Below are 24,775 nucleotides of genomic sequence, written 5' to 3' on the forward strand. Positions count from 1 at the left end.
CCATAACACTTCTTTCAAAGGCTTTCATTTAGTTAACGCACTGTCTCATCCACTGTGTTGGCGTGAGCCGGTCAAGGCGGTGTTTACCTGAACCTCTGGCACCCTGCTCCGGTCATGCCGTGCATCATGAAAGATTCCGCGACGTGTCTGCGAAGCGCACCAAAATTGCACTGTCCGTTCTTCTCTCCCTGTCCGTTGCCGCTCCTGCCCTCAGCCAGGCCCGTGGCTGGAATCCCTGGAATGATCAGGGACAGAACCAGAATCAGGGTTCATTCCAGCATGGGTCCGAGACGCGGACGCCCATTCGTCATCTGGTGGTGATCTATCAGGAGAACGTCTCCTTCGATCATTACTTCGCCACCTATCCGAAGGCTGCGAACCCTACGGGAGAGCCGGGCTTCAGGGCGCGCCCCGGTACGCCGACGGTCAACAACCTGCTTTCGCAGGGACTGCTGGAGCAGAACCCCAACACCAATACGGCCAACGGATCTGACGCAGCGCTTCCGTTCCGTCTGGATCGTACGCAGGCCAGCACAGCTGACCAGAATCATGCCTATACGGCCGAACAGATGGCCTATGACAACGGTAAGGCGGACCTTTTCCCGCTTTATACCGGTCGTGGAACATCCGGCGGCGTTGGCGCTTTCGGCACCAAGGGGCAGGTTCTCGGCTATTACGATGGCAACACGGTCACGGCGTACTGGCGTTATGCACAGCGCTTTGCGATGAGCGACAATGCCTACACCGACACCTATGGTCCTTCGACGCCGGGTGCGCTTGAAGTCGTTTCCGGCCAGACGAACGGTCTGAAGCTGCTGGCGACCACGCAGAAGCCGTCCACCGTTGCCAAGTCGTCCGCCTATGTGGCTGACGGACAGGGTGGCTGGACGATGGTTAATGACATCGATCCCGGCTACGACGCCTGCTCCTCCACGACCAATCAGGGCATGATGACAGGTCGTAATATCGGCGATCTTCTGAACGAGCGTGGCATCACCTGGGGCGGCTTCATGGGAGGCTTTGACCTCACCGCCTCCAATACGGATGGGTCAACGGGTTGCTCGCGCACGACATATTCCAGCATCGTGTCCGAAAACGTTGCGGACTACATCCCGCATCACAACTGGTTCCAGTATTACCTCAGCACGTCCAACCCGACCCATGCCCGCCCGGCCTCGGTCAGTTCCATCGGATACAGCTATGTTCCGGGGACGGCGAAAAAGGAACCGGCAAATCATGAATATGATCTGAAGGATTTCTACGCCGCCGTGAAAGCCGGCAACCTGCCTGCCGTGTCTTTCGTGAAGCTCCCCGCCTATCAGGACGGTCACGCCGGCTATTCCGACCCGCTGGACGAGCAGGTTGGCGTGGTTGATGTGGTCAATGCCGTTCAGAAGCTGCCGGAATGGCAGGATACGGCGATCCTGATCGCTTATGATGACTCCGACGGCTGGTATGACCATGCCTATGTCGCGCCGACACACGGCTCTTTCGATGCTGCTGCGGACCAGCTGGGTGGCGCGGGAATCTGCGGTACCGGTACGGCTCCGACAGGCGTTGGCGGAAAGCCGGTCAATGGTCGTTGCGGACCCGGCACGCGTATCCCGCTGATCGTGATTTCGCCCTGGGCCAAGCAGAACTTCGTCAGCCATACCCTGACGACCCAAGCCTCCATCGCGCGCTTCATCGAAGACAACTGGCTGGGCGGCAAGCGTCTGGGGCAGGGGTCCTTTGACGCCACGGCTGGCAAGATCGACGATCTGTTCGATTTTCGTCATGACCCCAACACGGAAACGCTTGAACTCGACGATAACACGGGTGATATCGTTGCAACCCGTCACCCCCATCATGGCGGCGGCCATCAGTCTTCCGGGCATGATGACTCACCGTTTGGCCATCACTCAGGGGACACGGCTTCCAACAACACCGCGCAGGGTTATTTCTCCTCCCTGCTGTCCTCGATCTTCTCCATGTTTTCACGCTACCTCTGATCTTTATGCCTGATTTTCACCATCGGATGCGGCCCGTTCTGGGTCGCATCACTCTTCTGGCGCTTCTCTGGACGGGAAGCGCCCTGGCGCAGCAGACCGGCTCCTGCCTTCCCGCAGAGGATGGCAGCAATCCCTGTCCTGTGCCGTTGCGGCGACCGGATGTTCATCCGCTCTCGCAGATGGCGGAAATCGGGAAACAGATCTTTCACGATCCTCTGATTTCCGGGTCTGGCCGACTGTCCTGCGCGTCGTGTCATGAACCCGGAAATCATTATGCATCCTCGGCTGCAACACCTGTTTTTCTGGGTGGTGCGCATCTGGATCTTCAGGGACAGCGCTCCATTCCGACCCTGACCTATGCCGAGCGGAACCCCAATTTCAGCATCGGTCCCGATAATCCGACCAGCGAAGCCGCGCCAGCCATCGTGGCCAATGCGGCGGCTACACAGCGTGGCGGCAAAAATGCTGCCAATCCGGGTGCTGCATCAGCAAATATGGTGCCGCAGGGAGGGCTGTTCTGGGATGGCCGTGCCGACACTCTGCAGGAGCAGGCGCTCGGCCCGCTTTATGATCCCGCAGAAATGGCCTCGACGCCTGAAAAGGTGACGGAGCGCGTCATTCATGCGCCCTATTCGGACACACTAAAACAGCTTGCGGGTGCTGGCGCCAATGCGTCTTCTTCACTTCTGCTGGCTGAAGCGATTTTTGCCATGGCCCGGTATCAGATCGAAGACCCGGCTTTTCATCGCTACAACAGTAAATTCGATGGCTGGCTCGAAGGGCATGAAAAATTCTCCCCTCTGGAACGGGAGGGGTATCTGGCCTTTAACGATCCCGCAAAAGGCAATTGTGCGGCGTGCCATGTCGATACGGTCGCCAGCACGCGCCTGCCGCCGCTTTTTACGGATCACCAGTATGAAGCCCTGGGAGCGCCGCGTAACATGGCGCTCAAGGCCAATCATGACCCGAATTCGTATGATCTGGGGGTCTGTGACCGTCAGGCGGATGGGCGAACCGCTCTGAGCCTTTATTGCGGGATGTTCACCACGCCGACGCTGCGGAATGTGGCCACACGCAAGGTCTTTTTCCATAACGGGGTTTTTCGTTCACTGGAGGACGTGCTTGATTTCTACGCCCTCCGCGACCTCGAACCCAAGCGCTTCTATCCGGTTTTAAAGACGGGACATGTCGAGGCGTATAACGATATCCCGACCCGGTATCGCGCCAATCTGGACACGACTGACGCTCCGTTTGACCGCAAGCCCGGCGAGCAGCCCGCCATGACCCCGCATGATCGCGAGGCCATTATTGCGTTTCTCAAAACCCTGACGGACCGCTGAGCGAACTCTGTGGATCCTCCCTTGCTGGAGGATCTCAGAAATTCGCCGTCAACTGCCCGCCGATAACTGCGGCGTCCTTGAACGTCGTCGTTGCACCCGGGCGCTGAAGGTACTGGAAATCAGCCTGCAGGGTTGTGCCCCGCATGATGTGGGTACTGTAGAACGCCTCATAGACATTTTCCCAGTGCTGCACCCCGTAAACAGGCCCCCACTGATTGGCCAGATAGGGCAGTCCGAGCGCGAGTGAGGATTCCTGCTGAAGGGTCACGGTATGGCTCATGTCCATGTGCTGGAACATGATACCGGCCTGATCGCCGCTCCGGTGCCAGGCGGTTCCGCTATCGACGAGGCCGATCCATTCGTGGTCCCGCATGGCAACGAGATTGCCCTGCGCATATCCGACGCCACCAATCACGATCAGCCCGTCCGTCACGCCCGGTCCGTTGCGGACCAGCATCTGGTCGAACATGAACCAGGCTGAGGTCATCCCGGCTTCATAGCGCCGGTCCAGTCCCGTAGCCTGAAAGGAGTTGCCGTGGATGTCTTCATAAAGGTTCGGATAGCGCGAATTATCGTACCAGGCGCCGATCTTGTAATTGCCGCGCAGTTTGTCTTTGCCGAAAGAGGGCATCCAGCCGATTTCGATCTGCGACGAGACTTTCCCGAGCCCGCTCTGGGCCATGGCCCAGCCTGAAATGCCACCATTGTAGCTGTGAGGAGAGACCGCGAAGACGCCAGCCATGATGTAGGTCTGCTCTGTGGGGCGCAGACGCAGTACGCCCCCCAGGTTGCCTGATGGCCAGTCGCGCCCACCGGGAACATATTTTCCGGGAGCGAAGTTACTGCACACCGAAACGTTCATGAAGGAGCAGGCGACGTAATCAAAGGCGAAGAAACTGCCTGTCGGAATATCGCCAAGGGACAGGATGATGCGGTCGTTCAGGAAGGATTTATCCGCATACATCGCGACAAGATGTGCGACGACGTTACCACGCCCGCCATAAATCTGTTCCGGATTCGTAACTGAATCACCCAGTGTATGGCTGAAGCTGCGCCCGTGTCCGTTAATCACGAGGAGATGCGTCCACAGCCCCTTGACACCTGCAAGTTGCTGCCAGTCCACATCCAGTTCGGCCGCCACCTGACCGGCTAGCACGTTGTCTTTTGTGCGGCCGCCGGTGACGTTGGCCATGTATTCTTCGTTGAGCGCGACATTGAGATACATGCCGTGCTTTGTCAGCCATGTCTGGGCGCCCCCCCAGTCCCCGAACAGGTGAGGGTTGCCGTACAGCGATGGGACGAGCGGGCCAACTGCGAAGGTGCCCACGCCTTCCATCGCAAAGGCGCGGGCTTTGTAGGAGTCAGGTGTCGCAAGGTTCTGGGAGGTCTCGCTCTGTGCGAGTGCCTGACGGCCGGGGCCAATGATCCCCAGAACCGCGCACAGGAAAAACCCGGCGAGTTTTTTCCTGTGCAGGAGACGTCGGGTTTTCATTCAGTGCTCTTTGCCTTTGAAGCCTGCAGGAAGGTGGTGACTGTGGACTGGGCGAGATGGGCGTCGGTATCGCCCTCACCGCCGCTCAGACCAAGGGCGCCCACGAGTTGGTTGTTCACCATGATCGGATATCCGCCGCCTGCGGGAAGAGCGTTGGGCAGCGTGCTGATCATGTAGTTCCCGCTATTGAGGGCATGTTCCATGTCCGCGGTCGGGCGGGCGAAAGACAGGGCTGTCTTGGCCTTGCGGATGGCCAGTTCGATGCTGCCGAGCTGTGTGCCGTCCATTTTCTGGAAGGACACCAGATTCCCGCCTGCATCGACAATGGCAATGGCGACGCGGTTATGACTGGCGGCTGCCAGTTTTTTGGCCTGTTCGATCAGGGTATTGGAAGTTGTCAGATTCACTGTCAGATCCTTCGCTGAGGCAAACCCCGTAAGGCCTGTTGCGGCGATGAGAAGACTGAGGACGGCGCCCGTGCTCCGGCGTTTAGACATTGTTTTCAAAAGACCTATCCCTGTTTCAGATCATTGAGAATGGCGTCTGCGGCGCGCAGTGAGAGCGCGGCCATTGTCAAAGTCGAATTCACCGTTCCCGAGGCGGCCATTGTGGCACCTGTTGCAAGAAACAGATTGGCGTGATCGTGGGTTCTGAGCCACTTGTCCACGACGGAATCGCGTGGGTCATGGCCCATGATGGTGCCCCCGGTAATGTGATTGTTGGGAGTGAAGTACGGGCTCATCTCGATTTCCGTTCCTCCAAGGGCCTTGGCAATGTCCATGAGACGCTGCCGGGAAATGACGGCCGATTTACGCACATATTCGCCCACATCATAAGTCACTTCGGGGTGTGGAATGCCTAGGGCGTCCTTGTGGTCCTTTGAAAGAACGAGGCGATTGTTCGGATCGGGAAGGACTTCATGATTGGCATAGATGTCCACGCCATGCGCCGTGCGGCGGCGGATTTCCTCATCCAGCTTCTTGCCCACCAGCCCCATGGACAGGGCCTTCATGCCGGCACGGGAATTCTGGGCCGTATTGTTGTAACCAATCTGTGTGGCGGCGTATTCCGAACGGAAATCGCCGTCCCGGAAGTTGGTGATGGAGCTCATCTGGACCGATCCGCCACCAGCCCAGATGGGTTCTGCAGACTGGAAGCTCATGCCGATGCCCGGATGGTCCATCATGTTCCGGCCGACGAGGTCGGACGAGTTTGCAATGCCGCTGGGATTACGGTCGTTTGCGGCGAGAAGCAGCAGTTTCGGGGTTTCGATTCCGTTGGCTGCGACGACGAATGTTTTTGCAACGACACGATGGGACTGTTTTTCGGGATCGTAGAAGCGGATGGCGGTGATCTTGTTTTTCGCGTCCGTTTCCATCGCATAGACGACGGCGTTCGGAATGATTTTTGCGCCGAGCTTTTCGGCCTTCAGTGCGGCATAGACGCCATTATACATCGCGCCAATCGGGCAGATTGGCATGCAGTTGTTGTTGCCGCAGCACTGGGGGCGGCCGTCATAGGGCCGGCTGTTGCGGGCCTGCGGAACGGGCGTGTTCGAAAAGCCGAGCTTGCTGACCACTTCGGTAAAGGTGCGGTCTCCATAGCCATAAGGCATGGAGGTCATGGGCCAGGGGTTTTTGCGCGGCGCGGAAGGCGTGATTTCTTCGCCGTTCGGCCCCATGACGCCCATTTCGCACTCCGCCTCGTAGTAATAGGGCTCGAGTTCGTCATAGCTCACGGCGTAGTCGCGTCCGACGCCGTAGGTGGAATGCAGTTTGAAATCGTTGGGCAGATAGCGCCAGCTTGACGCGGCCCAGTGCCATGTCGTGCCGCCAACGCCCTTGATGATGCCCTGTTTGTAGGCTGTCTGGTCCGGGCCTTTGACGATCAGGTAATTGTTGTCAGGAAAATAGTTGGTATGCGGTGCCCATGGAACGCTGGGATAAGGCGTTGCGTAGTCGTACTGGGATTTGTTGTCGGGCGGCATGTTCCGCCAGTTCTCAACGATCTGGGACCGGTCGCGGCGCGGACCGGCATCCAGCAGCAGAACGGAAAGCCCGTTGCGGACGAGTTTATGGGCAAGCAGGGAGCCACAGATTCCTGCTCCAATGATGACGACATCAGCCGAAAGCGTTTCACCAGACATGATATGATCCTTGAATTCTATTGAGCGACACGCTGTTTCCGACGGCTGACCAGCCACCAGATGCCACCCACCACGATGATGGCGCCAAGGACACCACCAGCCCCGAGCAGGAGCATCACGCGGGGATTTGCGAGCTGGGCGAGCGGAACCTGCTTGCCGCCCATGCGGACCTGTTTGACTGCATCTGCGGAAACCGTGGCCTGTGCGTTACCAAAATGACTCAGAACGTAATCCGCGACTGTCGCGATCTGTTCATCCGTCAGGGGCTGAACCAGAGAGCCGGGACCGAAGGCTGGCATCAGGATTTCGTGGTGATCCGTGGTACGGTCCACGCCATACAGGATGCTGGCGATCAGGTCGTTCGGATTGCGTTGCCCCGTCGTCGTGTTTCCTACGAGAGAGGGATAATATCCATCGGGCGATCCTTTGCCGTTGGATTGATGGCAACTCGCGCAAACCGTTTCATAGAGGGCTGCGCCGTCCGTGGTTTTGGCCAGGGTGCTGTTGTTTCGGCGCGCATTGGCCTCCGCCACGCTGTAGCTGGACGGACGGCCGGAATGTGCGAAATTGGCGACGGTTTCTCCTGCCTCGGCCTTGGGCGGAACGGAACGGAGATAGGTCACGATTGCCGAAATATCCGCATCCGGCAGATATTGCAGGCTGTGCTCGACCGCCTCGGCCATTGGTCCTGCAGCACGGGCATGCGCTGTCTGGCCGGTTTTCAGATACTGATAGAGGTCCTGATCGGACCAGCCGCCAATGCCGCTTTGGGGATCATTGGTAATATTTGGTGCGCGCCAAGAGCCTATGTCCGCACCGGCGAGATAGGCGGACTGGTCCGGCGCGAGGAGGAAATTGCGAGGTGTGTGGCATTCGCCGCAATGGGCCAGTTCATCGACCAGATAACGGCCGCGGTTCCAGTCGTCGTTGTGGGTGTGGTCGAAGACATAAGGCTTGCCTTCGATCCGTGCGGCAATTTTCCAGATCCCCAGAGATGCGCGGATGGAAAACGGGAAGGGAAGCTGCGTTTTGGGCGACGGGGCGTCTACGGGCTTCACTTCATTCATGATGTAGGCGTAGAGCGATTTGACGTCTTCATCCGTCAGGCGGTTATAGGCGTCATACGGCATGGCTGGATAAAGCTGGGCTCCATCGGCGCGGATGCCGTGTCTCAGGGCCTGCGAGAACTGCTCGAGAGTATAGTTTCCGATACCGTATATTTTCGATGGCGTAATGTTTGTAGAGTAAATATTTCCCATAGGAGAGGAAATGGCATAACCGCCAGCCAGAAACTGACCGTCGCGTCCATTTGTATGACAGGCCGCGCAGTCCGCGGCGATCGCGAGATAGTGACCGCGACTGATGGAAGGACGATGGGCTGAGGCGGGTGTCGGCTCTGTCGGTTGTGCCAGGGCGGACGTTCCAGCGAGAAGGAAGACAGTCGTCAGGGCCGTGCCGGACAGGGGACGAAAATATCGCATGATCACTGAGATAATTCCCTTAGAATTCCGGCATGACAGTGACGGAAGCGGGCTCTGCAACCCAGTAATTCGGCCCGTTATGGGCATAGGTCGGGATGACGACGACATCGCGGGATGTCTGGTACATCAGCGCTTTTTCGAAGGCGTAAACCTTGGCATTCGTTCCGCTTTCAATGACGCCCGAGTACCAGCCGCGGATAATCTGGAGGAGCGTGGCGTGCAGAGGGTCACCGGTGAGGGCTGCCTCCAGCGCTTCGACATCCGGATATCCATTTTTGGCGATACGCTCGCGAAGAGCGGCGACCTGATCGGGGAAATCATGTTTCTGCGCCTCGAAAGCCAGGAAAAGGGCAGATCCAATGCCGAGATCCAGGTTTTTATGACCGGTTGCAAAGGCGGAAAGCTGCATGAAATCGGAAATGCCATCACGGTTTGAAGACACTATTTCTTGAGCAGAACCTTTTTTTGCCGTCCCTATGGCGACGGCTGTCAGGCAGGCTCCGGAAAGGGCCAGGAGTCGCCTGCGCGAAAGCATGGCCGAAACCGGATTGGGATCAGATAATGTGTCCAATGGCGCTCTCCTTGAGGAATAGCGTGATGTGTGATGCGCTTTCTTCCGGATTTTTCGCCAATAATGGAAATGACTATTTCTTGTTCGCTCTGACAAAATGGTGATGTGGAGCGTTTTTTAACCGTAACAACTGCGAGTCAGGCAGGCGTCTGGAACAGCCCTGAATTGGTACTGAGAATGTCCCGCCACAGATCGAATGCCGCCGGCATCAGGCGCCGACCGGCGCGAACTGCGGCGTAACGTTCGAAGGATTTCGCAATAGGATGATCCAGAGGAACGGCGCAGACACGATTGAGATCGACATAATCCTGTGCCGCGCCTTTGGTCATGAAGGCGACGCCCAGATTGTGCGCGACGAGGGAGAGTGCCGTTCCGAACAGGTCGCACCGGTAGGCCGGGAAACAGTTGAGCTGCCGGTCTTCCAGAATGGCATCGACATAGGTTTGGGCGGCAAAGTGGGACTGAAAGAAGATGAGCGGGCTGCTCGCGATGTCTTCCATGGTCACGGTGTCTCTCGTAGCCAGCGGGTGTGTGGCCGGCAAAATTGCGCATAACGGCTCGGTCTGGAACGGACGCGCGTTCAGGATGGGGTCGCGCGCTGTGCCAGCGTAAATACAGACATCGACTTCGTCATCACGCACCATCTGGATAAGCTGGGGCAGGGGGGCGGTGCGGATTTCGATGGTGATGCCGGGATGACTGGCGACGAACCGGTGCAGAACGGCCTTGATCAGAACGCTGACAATTCCTTCGCCGCTCCCGATCGTGACATGTCCGCGTTCCAGCGTGCGGTATTCCTGGAGACTGTTCTGGAAGCGCCGGGTCAGGCGGGCCCGTTCGCGTCCATAATTACAGACGACTTCTCCCATTTCCGTCAGGGCCGTGACGCGCCCGCGTTTCATCAGAAGGCTGAGGGCCAGCTGGTCTTCAAGGGCTGCAATCTGGCGGCTGATTGTGGACGCATTGACGCCGATGGCCGTTGCGGCGGAGCGAATGCTGCCAAAGCGCGCGACTGCGTCCAGATATTGCAGGGTTCGTTCGCTTAATTCATGCCCCCCAAACATTTCGTTACTCCGTTGCATTGAACGCAACATTCTTGTCGATGTTACGGCATGGATTCAATCGTTTTTTTAATATTTCATTTAAGAAACGAGTAGGGCTTTCCGGCTGTCATCCGGGGCGTCCTGCAATCCGCCCTTGCGTATAGACAGGCCTCTATAAGGAAGCTTTTCATGGTGCTGCGCGTTCTTTCCCGGAGCTGTAAACTGACAACGGCACTGGCATTCGGTACGGTGGGCGCAACGCTTGGTTCTGCCGAAGCCGCGCCCACGCATTCGGCGCATTCTGTCAAACATGCGGCGCCCTTGGGGGGCGCTTCGGTGCGTCACAGGAATGCGGGCCATGCAACATCCCGGACAGCTACGGATGCGGAGACCATCAAGGTTTCGGTGCGCAAACTTCCGACGCGGTTCAACACAGAGCAGCATGTGGGCTCGTCGACCACAATGATTAGCTCGGAAACGCTGCAGCAACGCGCGGTTATCACCGCGACGGATATTCAGAAGCTGGCGCCGAACCTTCAGATTGAAAGCCAGTACGGTTCGAGTGCGCTGAATTTTCATCTTCGGGGCGTTGGTTTTAACGATCTGACCATGAACAATACGCCTTCCGTCATGCCCTATATTGATGGTGTGGCGTATCCGATTTCGTCCATGACATCCGGGCCTCTGTTCGATATCGACAGTATCGGGGTCGATCCCGGACCGTCCGGCTTTACACATGGACAGACCACGACAGGCGGTGAGGTCCGTATTACGACCAAGGCGCCGGAAAAGCAGTTTCATGCCGGGATTGCCGAAGATTTCGCGTCGTACAACAGGAGCAAGACCGATGCGTTCGTCACCGGCTCCATCACGCATAATCTTCAGTATCGTCTGGCGGCGGAGCTTCTTGAAGGGGGCGGGTACTATACCAACCGTGATACCGGGCAGTCTCTCGGGGATCAGCATACCGGGGCGATCCGCGGCAAGCTGGCCTGGCAGCCGGATGAAGATACGGATGTGGATCTGACCGGATACTGGTCCCTGAACCGCTCGGAAGCTCCGGGTTTCAGGATCAACAACAACCTCTCGGCCTTTGCGGGACAGTATGGACGTGATCTTGGCTATTACCAGACGGGCTGGGACATCAAGCCGGCGTTTGCGAAGCTGGTCGGCTATCATGATACCAAACCCCAGTTCAATGATCTAAACTGGGGCTTTCATCTGGCCATGGCGCATCGCTTCCGGTTTGGAGAGCTTGATGTTTCGAGCGCCTATGACGCCGTTCAGCTTCATGAATACCAGGACCAGGACGGAATGCCGTATGCCACGGCAGACGACTATCGCACTCAGGTTGCGAATTCGTTCACACAGGAAGTCAGTTTTCACAGCCTGAAAGACAGTGCGAGCCGATTCAGCTGGGATGCCGGTCTTTATTACAACCGGATCATGCAGAAGCAGAACAACTACTATGATTTCTCGGATTATGCCCTGCGTGGGTACATGTCCGAGACGAGGTTCAGTTCGCCGCAGGAGACGTTCAACCAGTATGTTACGCTGGGGTACAAGGTTCTGAAAAACCTGCGTTTTGTAGGCAGTATTTCACATGAATCGGATTCCCGGCAGCTTGTCGATCTCACGACAATTCACTTCGGGCACAACGACCTCAACTTCGGAACGCATGGTGCGCTCGCCAACCAGTTTACCGGGAAGGTCGGGATTGAATATCAGGCGACGCCGACCAGTCTGTTTTATGCGGATATTCGCAAAGGCATGAAGCCCGGAGGGTTTACGGCCAATAATACGGTCGTGCCGCAGCAGGCACAGCCCATCAAGCCGGAAACGATCCTGGCCTATGAGATCGGGACGAAGAACGATTTCTTCTCTCACCGTCTGCGCCTGAATGCTGCGGCCTTTTATTATGATTATCGTGACCAGCAGGTGCTCGGAAACATTGTTGTCCCCAGTTATGGGTCTGTGGGGTCTTATGTCAGCGTGCCGCGCTCGACCATCTGGGGCATTGAAGGCTCCATGGAGGCGCATCCCACGCGGGATCTGACCCTCACGCAGGTCGTGGGATATCAGCGGGGCGTTTATGACCAGTTTCATTCCATCAATGCGGCACAGGTGAATGCCTATTACGCCAAGACCGGTATATGGCAGGCGTTTTACAGCAACTATCATGGTGTTGACAGCGGCATTCCCAAGATTTCAATGAACGGATCTGCTGTTTATACCATTCATGTGCTTCCGCATTATCATGTTCTCTTCGATGTTGATTATTCCTACCGTGGGGCAGAAGGTCTGATTCCCGGTAATCCGCCTTACCGGACCGTCCCGGCCTATTTCCTTCTGAACTCGTTCCTGACGTTTGAGCCCAATTCGAGAAAATGGTCTGCCACGGTTTATGCGACCAATCTGGCCGACCGGAAATATGATCTGACGCGCTCTCAGGCCACGAACGTGCAGACAGCGATTTCAGGGCCGCCCCGGTTTATCGGTGGCCGTTTGAATTACAATTTCTGATGATGCCGAACGTCGTTACAGGCCAGAAGGGACAGCATGCATGACAGGCAGGAAAACCGCCCGGACGATCGCTGCCGCGACTGTCGGCAATGCGCTGGAGTTTTTCGACTTTACGGTCTTTACGGCGTATGCGGCCTATATCGGTGATTATTTCTTCGGCAGCACGGATGATTACGTCCGCGTTTTGCAGGCGGTTTCCGTGTTCGGTCTTGGTTTCGTCGCACGGCCTCTGGGGGCTCTGCTGATCGGCTATTATGCCGATACGCGCGGGCGGAAAGCCGCCATGACACTGACGCTGCTTTCGATGTGCATCGGGTCTCTGCTGATTGCCATTCTGCCGGGCTACAGAACGATCGGGATTGCCGCGCCGGCCCTGCTTCTTGTGGCGCGGCTGCTTCAGGGGTTTTCGGTCGGAGGGGAGATGGGACCTGCCACGGCGTTTCTGGTGGAGTCCGCACCGGATACGACAACCTCGCGGCGAGCGGCGTCCTGGCAGCTTGCGAGCCAGTCCTTTGCGACCATCGCTTCCGGACTTCTGGGAGCCCTGCTCAGCCTTGTGCTGACCCATCATGAGCTTGCCCGCTGGGGGTGGCGCATTCCGTTTGCCATCGGGGCCATGATCGGGCCGATCGGGCTCTGGCTGCGGGGTGCGTTGGAGGAAACCCTTGTTCCCGAACCGGGGCAGCAGAAGCCGCCCCATATCCTGTCCGTTTTCACCGGAATGCCTGTGGAGGTTCTGTCAGGCATGCTGATTACGGCGGGTGGGACGGTGCTTCAGTATTTCTTTCTCTACTGTGCCCTGTTTGCCGGGAAAAACCTGCATTTCCATGCGCTTCCGGCCCTGTCGGTGAATATTGCGATCGGTGCCGGTACGGCATTCGGAGCGATTGCCAGTGGGTATCTGGTTTCAGCTTTCGGGCAGACGGCGATCGTCGTGACCTGCCGTGTCATTCTGGCCTGTACGATTGTTCCGGTTTTCATGCTGTTTTCTCATGGCGCAGGGTTTCCGGTTGTTTTTTCGCTTCTGGGATTTCTGGCCATTTTCCATGGCGCAGCCTCGGGAACGGGTACCGGTATTCTCACGCGGCTGTTTCCGATGCCTGTCAGAACCGTGGGTGTGGGCTGCGCCTATTCTCTGGCCGTGACTGTGTTTGGCGGTTCGGCCCAGCCCATTTTCACCGTGATTATCAACCGGACAGGCAGTTCTGTCTCATGGTGTTTTTATGTGGTGGTCATGGCCCTGCTGTCCACGGTTCCGTTCCTGTGGATGAGAAAGCGCCTGCGCGATACGCCTGCCTCTTTGGCCACCGGCCTTCATACGCCCTGATTTTCCAGTTCTCTGAAAGTTTTCTTTATGAAGATGTCATCTGAAGACCTGTCGTCGTTTCTTGCGGAACTCAAGGATTGGGTCAGTATCGAAACGCCGACCACCAGTCCCGACAAGGTGGATGAACTGGGGCGGCTGATCATGTCCAGCGCCAGGAATGTCGGGCTGGCAGCCGAGGTGCACGACGGCAACATGGACACGCGCGGGGCGGCGCTGGGGGATCATTTTGTTCTTTTCGATCCCGAACGGATGTCGAATGAGAAGGGTATCCTGCTGCTCTGCCATATTGATACGGTCCATCCCGTCGGAACGCTCGCCCATGGATTGCCGTGGAAACAGGAAGGGGACAGGCTGTACGGGCCGGGCATTGCTGACATGAAAGCGGGCGTTCTGCTGGCTTTCAGGGCGCTGGCCAGACTGTCCCGGCAGTCGCCGTTGCCAATACGAATGCTGGTTGTGTCGGATGAGGAAATCGGTAGTCCGTCATCCCGGTCGTTGATTGAAGACGAAGCTTCCAGAGCCCGGTATGTGCTCGTGACGGAACCGGGACGACCGGGGAACGGTATCGTGAGCGGCCGAAAAGGCGTTGGGCGGTACTTCCTGTCATGTCAGGGCCGTCCGGCTCATTCCGGTCGGGCGCATGCCGAAGGGCGGAGTGCAATCCGCGAACTTGCTCACCAGATTCTGGCGCTTGAAGCCATGACGGATGAAAGCCGGGGCATCACGGTCAATGTCGGTCTCATTTCCGGAGGGACGGGGGCCAATGTCGTGGCAGAGCACGCCTCGGCGGTCGTTGATCTGCGCGTTCCGGATGGTGCGACCGGGACGGAAATGAATGAGCGTATTCTGGGTCTCGAGGCTGTGGATCCGGATGTTGGTTTCTTTGTTGAAGGCGGGATCAACCGCCCTGGGTATGTGAAAAACGACGGAATTGCCGCACTGGTTGAAAAAGCGGAAGCCATTTCCATTGCGGACGGTCAGACCCTGTTCGATCTGTCTACCGGTGGCGGTTCGGACGGCAATTTCTCTGCCGCGATGGGAGTTCCGACCCTTGATGCACTCGGTATTGTGGGGGACGGAGCCCATACCCTGCAGGAATATATAGAAATTTCCAGTATTCCTGTGAGATGGAACCTGCTGACAGAGTTGATCATGCAGCTTTGAGCAGTGTTTCAGGCGCCCGTCAGAACGTTCAGAGATCCTGCGCAGTATGGGAAATCGCGTTCTGACCGGGATTTTTGAGTATTGTTTTTCCGGGCCGTGCCGGTGCCTGAAACGCCGGGGATTCGAATAATACAAAACGCGAATGTCTGAAAAATTTCTTGTTTCAATCAGGTAACTTTTGTAAATTTTTCTTTACACACATCACACAGGAACCTTTCGTATGGCACAAATAGAGTTTCCGCTGGGCCGCTTTTCCCGCTCTCTTCTGTCAACGTCGATCCTGTGTGTTTTCCCGATGACGGCTGTATGTGCGGCTGATGTGAAAGATGTTACCGCATCTTCCGTGGATGTTAAAAAAAATTCTTCGGAACGTTCCGGTACCGAACATAGATCATCCTCTGGAACCAGCGTAAAGGCTTCTGCAAAAAAGAAGGAATTGCAGAAAGTCACGTCTGTCAAAAGCAGCGCGGCGGAACAGGTGACGGTTACGGGGAGCCATATTGTCCGTAACGGCTTCAGTTCTCCAACGCCGGTGACGGTGCTGGGACATGAGGATATCGCGGCCCAGGTTCCGGCAAATATTTCTGAACTGGTGAACCAGCTTCCTGCTGTGACGCAGGGGAGTACGTCTGCGACCAGTTCGGGCTTTCTGTCTTCGGGGCTGGCCGGGATCAACTCCGTCAATCTTCGCGGTCTGGGGGCCAACCGGACGCTGATCCTGATTGATGGTCAGCGGTCGGTGCCCTCGTCCATCACGGGGCTGGTGGACGTCAACACCATTCCGCAGAACCTTGTCGAACGTGTGGAAGTTGTGACGGGGGGCGCTTCCGCACAGTATGGTTCCGATGCGGTAGGCGGTGTCGTCAATTTCATTCTGAACAAGAAATTCTCAGGCGTGAAGCTCTCGGCTAATACCGGCTTTACGACTTATGCGGACGATCCGAACTATACGCTCAATGCGACGATGGGAAAGACTTTCCTGAACGGGAAGCTCCATGTGCTGCTGGATGCGCAGTATTACCAGCAGTTCGGTGTGGATACGATTGACCGTTCCTGGAACGACAGCGGGTATTTCCAGATCAACAACCCAGCCTATACCGCAACCAATGGTCAGCCGCAGCGGCTTGTGGGGTCAGGGTTTGGTCCCTCGACCTATACGTCGGGTGGTCTGATCAGTTCGGGGCCGCTTGCGGGAACGTATTTTGGAGCACCGGGGCAGACCGGGCAGCTCAAATATGGTGTGAGAAGCTCGGCTTCGAGCCCTTACATGATTGGTGGGGATACGGAGGAGACGCTGAAAGGGCATGTGGGGACCAACTCGCTGACCCCGAGCGAGGAGCGTATCAGCGTTTTTAACCGCACGTCCTACGACATCAGTGAGCATACCGAGATCTTCGGCCAGTTTTCCTGGAACAAATATAGCGGGAGCAGCTATTACCAGCAGACTCCCAGCACCGGGGTTACGATCAACCGCGACAATGCCTATCTGAACCGCGACTATTCACAAGTCGCCAGCCAGATGGCGGCTGCGGGTCTGAACTCGTTCAATATGGGAACGAGCAATGCGGGCTTTCCGGTGCCGGGAAGTGATGTGAGCCGTCAGGTGTTTCGTTATGTCGGCGGGATGAACGGAAAGTTCAAGTTTGCGGGGAATAACTGGCACTGGGACTGGTATTACCAGTATGGCCGGACGTTGGATGATATCCGGCTGAAGAATACCTGGAATGTGTCGCGGATGGCTCTGGCTCAGGATGCCGTGATGCATAACGGCCAGATCATGTGCCGTTCAACCATCAGCAATCCCGGCAATGGCTGTGTGCCGATTGACCGTCTTGGCACGAGCGGTCCTTCCGCTGCGGCGCTGAATTACATCTATGGCGGGCAGACCGGGCAGCCGGCGCGTGAGCAGGTGCTTCAGCAGCATGTCGCCTCCTTCGATATCGGGGGAGACATGTTCCATCTGCCGGGCGGAAATGCAGCCATTGCCATAGGTGGCGACTGGCGGCGTGAGTCTGTGTCGGGTTATGTGAACTCCGCATATCAGTCAGGCTGGCAGTACGGTAACTTCCTGGCCAACAAAGGCTCCTATAACGTCAAGGAAGGCTATGTTGAGCTTGATCTGCCGGTTCTGAAGGGCGTCGATATCAATGGTGCCGGGCGTTATACGGATTATTCCACATCCGGAAGCGTCGAGACCTGGAAGACGGGTGCGACCTATGCGCCCATTCAGGACATCAAGTTCCGTGGGACGTACAGCCATGATATCCGCGCGCCCAATCTGAACGAGCTTTATGCTGCGGGAACATCGCTGAACAATACCGTGGTTCTGCCGGCCAATTCCCCTGATCCGGGTTCACAGCCGTTCACGCAGATCCGGACAGGCAATACCAGTCTTTCACCGGAAACCTCGAACACCTGGACCGTGGGAACGGTTCTCAGTCCGCGTTTCCTGCCCGGTTTCATGGCGTCGGTTGATTATTACAGCATCAATATCAGTAATGCGATCGGGACCGTCACGGGCCAGAATGCCGTTGATTTCTGCTATTCCGGCGGAACGGCCTGGTGCAACAACATCCATTATTCGAATGGCGTATTGCAGAGCATCCTGTTACAGCCGTTCAACTTTGCCAGCCAGAAGGAGCGGGGGCTGGATATCGAGGCGAGCTACAGGTTCCGCCTTGCGAAGATCTGGAAGAAGCTGCCGGGGACATTCTCGGTCCATGGCGAAATCACGCACTACATCTCCAATACGGTTGATAACAACGTCTATCCGATCAACTATGCTGGCGTGAATGGCGGCAGTCTGGCGGGCGATTACAGTGCACCGAAATGGAATTATCGGATCAGCTCTTTCTATAAGGTGGACAACTACACGTTTAATCTCGTGGCGCGTGGTTTCAGTTCGGGTGTTTATGGCAACGACTATGTCCAGTGCACCACGAACTGCCCGGTTTCGACGCCGCAGCATCGGACGATCAACAACAACCACATCAAGGGTGCTGTCTATTTCGATACGTCCATCGCCTATGATTTCACGGCCTATAATCATCCTGTCAGAGCGACGTTCGTTATGAACAACATGCTCAATTCGAAACCGGTTCTGATCGGGAGCGGGCCTGACGGAAACAACGTGCCTGCCTATGCCCAGACCAATGAGTCCCTCTACAATTATCTGGGAAGGGTTTTCCGCGTCGCCGTTACTGCGAATTTCTGAAAACAGGCCGTTTATCGCCTCCGGAAAAGGGCGGATTATGTTCGGGAATGGTCTCCTGAACTTCTTCGCTCTTTCCCGGAGAAAGCAGGAAGTCTTCATGTTGCCTTTGAAATTTTTCCGCCCGTCACGAAATTTCCGTTTTCTGCTTCTCGTGAGCACCATTGCGACTGCGGGTCTGGGGATCGGAACATCGGCGTCTGGTCAGGAGGCGAAAGAGGCGCCACTGCTGGCTGTTCGCGTCGATGCGCATAACGGAAAAACGCTGGTTTCGCTTCCCGCGCCGGACAGTGATGGGCTGTATGGACGCTATCTCTATGCCAGTGCGCTGCGGACAGGGATCGGGTCGGCCAATATCCGGCTGGATCACGGGATGCTCGGGCCGACGCATATTCTGGCTTTTCGCCGGATCGGCTCGCGGGTTGCGGTGATTTTTGAAAATCCGAAATTCATGTCCCAGGGGGATGCGGACGTTCGGGAAGGGGTCAAGCGGAGCTTTCCGTTCAGCGTGATTGCGATGCTGGATATCGTTTCGGTCGATCAGGCCGGGCATACGGTGGTCGATCTCACGCCTTTTTATACGCATGACACGATGGCCATTGCCGAAACGCTCAATGGCGGAGGGATGAAGCTGCCGGATACGGTTGAGGCCGGGGGAAAGGGATTTCATCAGCTTGCCGCCCTCAGTCAGGTGGACTCAGCCAGCGTCAAGGCTTTTCCCGACAATATCGAGGCGGAATCCGTTCTGACCTTTGCGTCCGACGCTCCGGGAAAGGAAGTCAGCCAGCTTTCCCCAGATCCGCATCAGATCAGCTTCATCGTCCATCATTCGCTCGTGCGTCTTCCGGGGGCGGGATATGTGCCGCGCAGGCTGGATATCCGCTCGGGCAGTCATGGGACGGCGGTTTATGATTTCGGGGCACCGTTGGGACAGAATGTTCTGATCGAGTATGCCAACCGTTTCCGGCTGCTCAAAACCGATCCGGCCGCAGCGCGCTCGCGGGTTGTGAAGCCGATCGTTTATTATATCGACAATGCCGCGCCCGAGCCTGTGCGGAGCGCTCTGGCCGAGGGTGTCGCCTGGTGGAACAACGCATTTGATGCTGCCGGGTATATTGACGCGTTCCAGGTGAAGATCCTGCCGCCGGGCGTCGATCCGCAGGATATCCGCTATAACATCGTCAACTGGAATGAACGTCAGACCCGCAGTTATTCTTACGGGATCAGTGTGATTGATCCGCGGACGGGCGAAGTGCTGCGCGGAAACGTGGTGCTGGAAGGGCTTCGGCTTCGGCAGGATCTCATCATCTTCGAGGCGCTGGCGGGGACTGAGGACGAGAATACCGGCCGTGCCGATGATCCTGTCCGGATTTCGCTGGACCGGCTGCGGCAGCTTGGCGTTCACGAGGTGGGTCATACGCTTGGCCTTGTGCATAATTTTTATGCCAGCACGCAGGACCGTGCCTCCGTCATGGATTATCCCGGCCCCCGGATTGGGATAACGGGCGATAAGCTCGATTTTTCCGATGCCTATGCGAAGGGTGTCGGCTCCTGGGACCGCTATGCCATCGACTGGTTGTACGGTCAGCCGAAGCCTGGCGAGGATCCGGAGAAGGCCGCGGCGCTCAAGGCCAAAGCGATCGAGGCGCAGGGCATGCGTTTCGGCACCGATATCGACGGCCGGGACAGCGATTCCGCACTCGCGGGCAACAATATGTGGACGGATGGTGGGGACACGCCGGACGATCTGCGGCAGATGCTGAAGGTGCGTGAGATCGCGCTGTCGCATTTTGGGCCTCATGTCCTGCATCCGGGAGAGCGGCTGTCCGACCTGCGTCGCAAATTCGTTCCGCTCTGGCTGGTGCATCGTTATGACGTCGAGGCTGTCGGCAAGCTGATCGGTGGGCTGGATTACCGCTATGCCGTTGTTGACGGACAGAGTCCGCTGCCGGTCTCGGTTGATGCGAAGCGGCAGCATGCGGCGATGGATGTCCTGCTGGAGACGCTGTCTCCGAAGGTGTTGAGCGTTTCGCCCGCGCTGACGCTCATGCTGTCGTCTGGCGTGAATGGCAACTCTGATCCGCAATACGATACCGAAGTCTTCCGGATGGCCGGGTCTTCCACTTTCGATCCGCTCAATGCGGCAGAGACGGCGGCCGAGATCACGCTGCATTCCCTGCTCGGGCCGGGCCGTCTGGAGCGGATGGTTCTGCAACATGCCCGCGATCCTGCGCTGCCCGGTCTTGGAGATCTGCTGAACAGGCTGACGGCTGATGTCGCGTCCCGGCACCAGACGGCTCTGGAACGGCGGGTTGCCTATCGGACCATTCTCAGCATGGCCCAGACGCGCGATGATCCGCATACCTCGCCGGATGTTGCGCTGGCTCTTTCCGGGGCTATCCGGCAGGCGGCCGGGAATTTCGCGGCGTTCAAAGGGCACGGGGATGAAGCGGTCTGGTGTCAGGAAATGAGTGTCCTGCTGCATGATCAGGCGCGTCTGGGGCGCGAGGCGTTAAAAACAACGCGGCCAGCCGCCAATATTCCGCCGGGAACGCCCATCGGCGGGGGCGAAGGAGGGTGGCTTTCGGAAGATGCCCCGATCTGAAACCGGCCATTTCCGAGCCAGACTGAACGCCAAGGACTGAAAGACGCAGATGATGAAACGAACCCTGATGACCGCGAGCCTTGGTGCCGCACTCATGCTCGCAAGCGTGCCCCTGGCGATGGCGGAGACGACTGCAATTGTGGGAGGCGTCGTTTTTGACGGCACGGGCGCTCCGGCGGCGCGGAAGACCATTGTGATCCGTGATGGCAGGATTGCGGAGGTTGGAAAGGACATCGCCGTTCCTTCCGATGCGCATGTCATTGATGTGCACGGCATGGCGGTCACACCCGGGCTTTTCGATCTTCATACGCACTGGACCGTGGCGGGGGACCCCACTGATTATCCGTCCATCGCCGCCGCCTATCTGCGTTCGGGTGTGACGACGGTCAGCGATTTCAACGAAGCGCCGGAAGCCTATGCGCCCTTGCGGGCGTGGCTGGCGAAGCTCGATGCGCCGCATGTCAATTTTGCGGCCCGGATCAGTACGCCGGGCGGCCATGGTGCGGACTGGGCGGACCAGAACACGACGCGCTGGATCAGTTCTCCGGACAGCGCGAAAGCGGCGATTGACGCAGTGGTGGCGTATCATCCGGACCTGATCAAGATTTTCTCGGATGGCTGGCGCTACAACCGCATGCCCGACAACACCAGCATGAATGAAGCGACGCTGGCGGCGGCCGTGGCGGAGGCCCATCTAAAGGGTCTCAAGGTCATGACCCACACCCTGACCGTCGAACGGGGGCTGATTGCGGCGCGGGCAAAGGTTGATTCGCTGGCGCATGGTCTTCAGGACCGGGTGCTGACCGATGGCGAAGTCGGCGTCATCCGGGAGAGCGGGATGGGTGAAATCCCGACACTTTCGGTGTTCGATCCGGACAAATGGGTTCATTCTTCCGACCACAAGGTCGTTGCGAACAGTGTCCTGTTCGACAATGCACTGCGCAATGTCCGCAAGCTCTTTCGCGCGGGCGTCATCATCGGCGTGGGAACGGATGCGGGGATGCCTGCGACGCCGCATGGTCTTTCAACGCTTCATGAACTCGAACTTCTGGTCCGTGCCGGTCTGACGCCGGCGCAGGCCCTGACGGCTGCGACGCATTCCAGTGCTGTCCTGATCGGGCAGGACAAGGACCGCGGTGTCATCGCGCCGGGTCTGCGGGCAGATATTACGGTTTTTGATGGACGGCCCTGGGAGACGATTTCCGACATTCATCATGTGGCAATGACCATGGTGGATGGAAAGCCGCTCTACGGGCTTGAAACTCCGCCTGCCGACGGGCGGCCCGGATGGCCTGCGCCGCTGCCTGCCGCGAAACTTGTGGATGATTTTGAGCGGACGGATGGGCGTTCCTCGCTGGATACGCTGCGGACCGATACGATGGATCGCGGACCGGACCGCACGGTCGAGGTCTCCGGAATCATGCCGCGCGAGGCGGGCAAGGGGCATGTGCTGTTCATGACGGCGACCATGGCGCAGCAGAAGACGCCTTATGCGGGTGTCTCCGTGCCGCTTTCGACCGGCGCGATCCTGCCCGTGGATGTCTCGGCCTATCATGGAATTTCCGTTGAAGTGCGGGGATCATCCTGCGATGCGCGCATGACGGCCAACGGGACGGTCGGGGCATCCTGGAGCGCATCCCTGCCGCTGTCTGCGCACTGGCAGACGATCCGGGTTCCGTTCACCAGTCTGGCAAGCGTGGACAATCCGCATCACAGGGCCTGGACAGGGCGGGACATCACCGATCTGGAGATCGGTCTTTCCTGTGCTCCGGGAACGACCGCGTGGCTTCAGGCCGACACGCTCAAATTCTACTAGGCGCAGGACTTCTGGAATAATATTTCCCTGTCGGCATACGAGTTTTGTGCATATGACTGACAGGGTATGGCCATTCTCGAACGCAATCATCTGATGATCATTCAGGAAGTCGCCCGGGAGGGGTCGCTGACGGCGGCTGCGGCGCGACTGAACCTGACGCAGCCTGCTCTGAGCCATGCGGTCCGCAAGATCGAAATCCAGCTTGGTGTGAAGATCTGGCGTCGGGAGGGGCGGTCGCTGGTTCTGACGCAGGCGGGGCAGTGGCTGCTTTCGCTTGCGAACCGGCTTCTGCCACAGTTTTCTCTGGCTGAAGAGCGGCTGGAGCAGTTTGCCAATGGAGAGCGCGGTACGCTGAGGATCGGGATGGAGTGCCATCCGTGTTATCAATGGCTGCTCAACGTTGTCTCGCCGTATCTGGAACGCTGGCCGAAAGTCGATGTGGATGTCAGGCAGAAATTCCAGTTCGGGGGGATTGGGGCGCTGCTGGGCAACGAGATTGATATTCTCGTAACGCCGGATCCGCTCTACAAGCCGGAGCTGAAGTTTACCCCCGTCTTTGACTATGAACTCGTGCTAGTTGTCGGCAGCGGCCACAGGCTGCGGGATGTTCAATGTGTCACACCCGAGCAGCTGGCAGATGAGACCCTCATCACTTACCCGGTGCCGACGGAACGACTGGATATTTACACGCAGTTTCTACAGCCCGCCGGGATTGCGCCGCGTCAGCAGAAGCAGATCGAAACGACGGATATCATGCTGGTCATGGTGTCGCATGGCCGGGGCGTGGCCGTTCTTCCCCGATGGCTGGTGGAGGAATACGCCACACGATTTGATCTGCATGCCATCAGGATTGGCAAACACGGCATTGCAAAGCAGATTTTTCTGGGACGGCGCGAAACGGATGAGGATGTCCAGTATCTCACCAATTTCATAAAATTTGCGGCCAGTCCCGGGGATCAGGACGTTCTGATCCCGTAAAACGGGACGACGGAGTGAAGGCCAGGTGCCAACCTCCACTCCGTCAGACCGGTCAGCCCAGAAGTTCTTTCCGGACGATTGCGGCACCTGCGCTCAGGGCGTTCAGCTTACCCGTTGCGACCTGTCGGGACAGCGGGGTCATTCCGCAGTTGGTCGACGGATACAGCTTGTCCGCATCGACGAACTGGAGGGCCTTTCGCAGCGTGCTGGCGACTTCTTCCGGTGTTTCAACGGTGCTGGTCGCCACGTCGATGGCGCCGACCATCACCTTCTTGCCGCGGATGAGTTCGATGAGATCCATCGGAACGCGCGAGTTCTGGCATTCCAGTGAGATCAGATCAATGTTCGACTGCTGCAGCTTGGGGAAAATCTCTTCGTACTGTCTCCACTCCGAGCCCAGAGTGTTCTTCCAGTCGATATTCGCCTTGATGCCGTAGCCGTAGCAGATATGGACAGCGGTTTCGCATTTCAGGCCTTCAATGGCCTTTTCCAATGTTGCGATGCCCCAGTCATTCACTTCGTCGAAGAAAACGTTGAAGGCAGGTTCATCGAACTGGATGATGTCCACGCCAGCCGCTTCAAGTTCACGGGCTTCCTGGTTCAGGATGCGGGCGAACTCCCAGGCCAGCTTTTCACGGCTCTTGTAGTGCGCGTCATGCAGCGTATCAATCATGGTCATGGGGCCGGGGAGGGCCCATTTGATCGGCTTGTCCGTGAGCTTGCGCAGGAACTTGGCGTCCTCGACGAAGACGGGCTTTTCGCGCGACACGGCGCCCACGACGGACGGCACGCTTGCGTCGTAACGGTTGCGAATCTTGACCGTCTGGCGGTTTTCGAAATCGACGCCGCTCAGATGCTCGATGAACGTCGTGACGAAATGCTGGCGCGTCTGTTCGCCGTCGCTGACGATATCAATGCCGGCACGGTTCTGGTTGTCCAGCGTCAGGCGCAGGGCGTCCTGCTTGCCTTCGACCAGTTCCTCCCCCTCCAGTTTCCAGGGGGACCAGAGGGTTTCCGGCTTTGCGAGCCATGAAGGTTTCGGCAGGCTGCCGGCGGTCGAGGTCGGGAGAAGTGTTTTCATGATGAT

The 24,775-nt window shown here is 57.7% G+C and carries 16 protein-coding genes; 9 read left to right on the forward strand and 7 right to left on the reverse strand.

Annotation, left to right across the window (positions count from 1 at the left end):
• Positions 1-314: 314 nt before the first annotated feature.
• Together HK22_RS01070 and HK22_RS01075 are read left to right on the forward strand one after the other, a co-directional pair.
• Positions 315-1,991 carry a phospholipase C gene (locus HK22_RS01070; protein WP_233142330.1) on the forward strand — a complete coding sequence of 559 codons (1,677 nt, stop codon included), beginning with the start codon at positions 315-317 and terminating at the stop codon, positions 1,989-1,991.
• A 5-nt stretch (positions 1,992-1,996) separates the two neighbouring features.
• The gene (locus tag HK22_RS01075; RefSeq protein WP_233142317.1) at positions 1,997-3,331 is read left to right on the forward strand and encodes a cytochrome-c peroxidase; all 1,335 of its coding nucleotides are present in this window, start codon (positions 1,997-1,999) and stop codon (positions 3,329-3,331) included.
• A gap of 34 nt (positions 3,332-3,365) precedes the next feature.
• On the opposite strand, the gene HK22_RS01080 is transcribed toward HK22_RS01075, so the two are convergent.
• The 6 genes from HK22_RS01080 to HK22_RS01105 all read right to left on the reverse strand — a co-directional run bounded on the left by HK22_RS01080 (position 3,366) and on the right by HK22_RS01105 (position 10,085).
• Positions 3,366-4,823, reverse strand: coding sequence for a carbohydrate porin (locus tag HK22_RS01080; protein ID WP_099253073.1), 1,458 nt, complete (start codon positions 4,821-4,823; stop codon positions 3,366-3,368).
• Positions 4,820-5,320 (reverse strand): heme-binding protein, encoded by a 501-nt coding sequence (locus HK22_RS01085; protein ID WP_231865312.1) that lies wholly within the window; start codon positions 5,318-5,320, stop codon positions 4,820-4,822. Before HK22_RS01085 ends, HK22_RS01080 begins: the two co-directional genes overlap by 4 nt.
• Positions 5,321-5,334: 14 nt before the next feature.
• The gene (locus HK22_RS01090) at positions 5,335-6,969 is read right to left on the reverse strand and encodes a GMC family oxidoreductase (RefSeq protein ID WP_086648033.1); all 1,635 of its coding nucleotides are present in this window, start codon (positions 6,967-6,969) and stop codon (positions 5,335-5,337) included.
• Positions 6,970-6,986: 17 nt separating this feature from the next.
• Positions 6,987-8,450 carry a cytochrome c gene (locus HK22_RS01095; RefSeq protein WP_158093524.1) on the reverse strand — a complete coding sequence of 488 codons (1,464 nt, stop codon included), beginning with the start codon at positions 8,448-8,450 and terminating at the stop codon, positions 6,987-6,989.
• 19 nt (positions 8,451-8,469) lie between these two features.
• Positions 8,470-9,021, reverse strand: a complete 552-nt coding sequence (locus HK22_RS01100; protein WP_086648035.1) for a sorbitol dehydrogenase family protein — start codon at positions 9,019-9,021, stop codon at positions 8,470-8,472.
• Between the two features lie 137 nt (positions 9,022-9,158).
• A complete protein-coding gene (locus tag HK22_RS01105) occupies positions 9,159-10,085 on the reverse strand; it encodes a LysR family transcriptional regulator (protein ID WP_086648036.1) in 927 nt (308 codons plus the stop codon).
• A gap of 168 nt (positions 10,086-10,253) precedes the next feature.
• Here HK22_RS01105 and HK22_RS01110 point away from each other — a divergent pair, with 168 nt between their 5' ends.
• The 7 genes from HK22_RS01110 (at position 10,254) to HK22_RS01140 (ending at position 23,688) form a co-directional block, all read left to right on the forward strand.
• Positions 10,254-12,587, forward strand: coding sequence for a TonB-dependent receptor (locus tag HK22_RS01110; protein WP_086648037.1), 2,334 nt, complete (start codon positions 10,254-10,256; stop codon positions 12,585-12,587).
• A gap of 40 nt (positions 12,588-12,627) precedes the next feature.
• The gene (locus HK22_RS01115) at positions 12,628-13,914 is read left to right on the forward strand and encodes an MFS transporter (RefSeq protein WP_086648038.1); all 1,287 of its coding nucleotides are present in this window, start codon (positions 12,628-12,630) and stop codon (positions 13,912-13,914) included.
• A gap of 27 nt (positions 13,915-13,941) precedes the next feature.
• Entirely contained in the window at positions 13,942-15,078 is a 1,137-nt protein-coding gene (locus HK22_RS01120; protein ID WP_198945446.1) for a M20 family metallopeptidase, read from the forward strand.
• Positions 15,079-15,514: 436 nt separating this feature from the next.
• Positions 15,515-18,292, forward strand: coding sequence for a TonB-dependent siderophore receptor (locus HK22_RS01125; RefSeq protein ID WP_198945447.1), 2,778 nt, complete (start codon positions 15,515-15,517; stop codon positions 18,290-18,292).
• 97 nt (positions 18,293-18,389) lie between these two features.
• Positions 18,390-20,894 (forward strand): zinc-dependent metalloprotease, encoded by a 2,505-nt coding sequence (locus tag HK22_RS01130; protein ID WP_086648157.1) that lies wholly within the window; start codon positions 18,390-18,392, stop codon positions 20,892-20,894.
• A 49-nt stretch (positions 20,895-20,943) separates the two neighbouring features.
• Positions 20,944-22,710 (forward strand): amidohydrolase family protein, encoded by a 1,767-nt coding sequence (locus tag HK22_RS01135; protein ID WP_198945448.1) that lies wholly within the window; start codon positions 20,944-20,946, stop codon positions 22,708-22,710.
• Between the two features lie 66 nt (positions 22,711-22,776).
• The gene (locus tag HK22_RS01140; protein ID WP_062027305.1) at positions 22,777-23,688 is read left to right on the forward strand and encodes a LysR family transcriptional regulator; all 912 of its coding nucleotides are present in this window, start codon (positions 22,777-22,779) and stop codon (positions 23,686-23,688) included.
• Positions 23,689-23,740: 52 nt separating this feature from the next.
• Here HK22_RS01140 and HK22_RS01145 read toward each other — a convergent pair whose 3' ends face one another.
• Complete coding sequence (locus tag HK22_RS01145) at positions 23,741-24,769, reverse strand: methionine synthase (RefSeq protein ID WP_062027303.1); 1,029 nt, start codon at positions 24,767-24,769, stop codon at positions 23,741-23,743.
• Between the last annotated feature and the right edge of the window lie 6 nt (positions 24,770-24,775).

Source organism: Gluconobacter sp. DsW_056 (assembly GCF_002153595.1).
GTDB lineage: Bacteria > Pseudomonadota > Alphaproteobacteria > Acetobacterales > Acetobacteraceae > Gluconobacter > Gluconobacter albidus.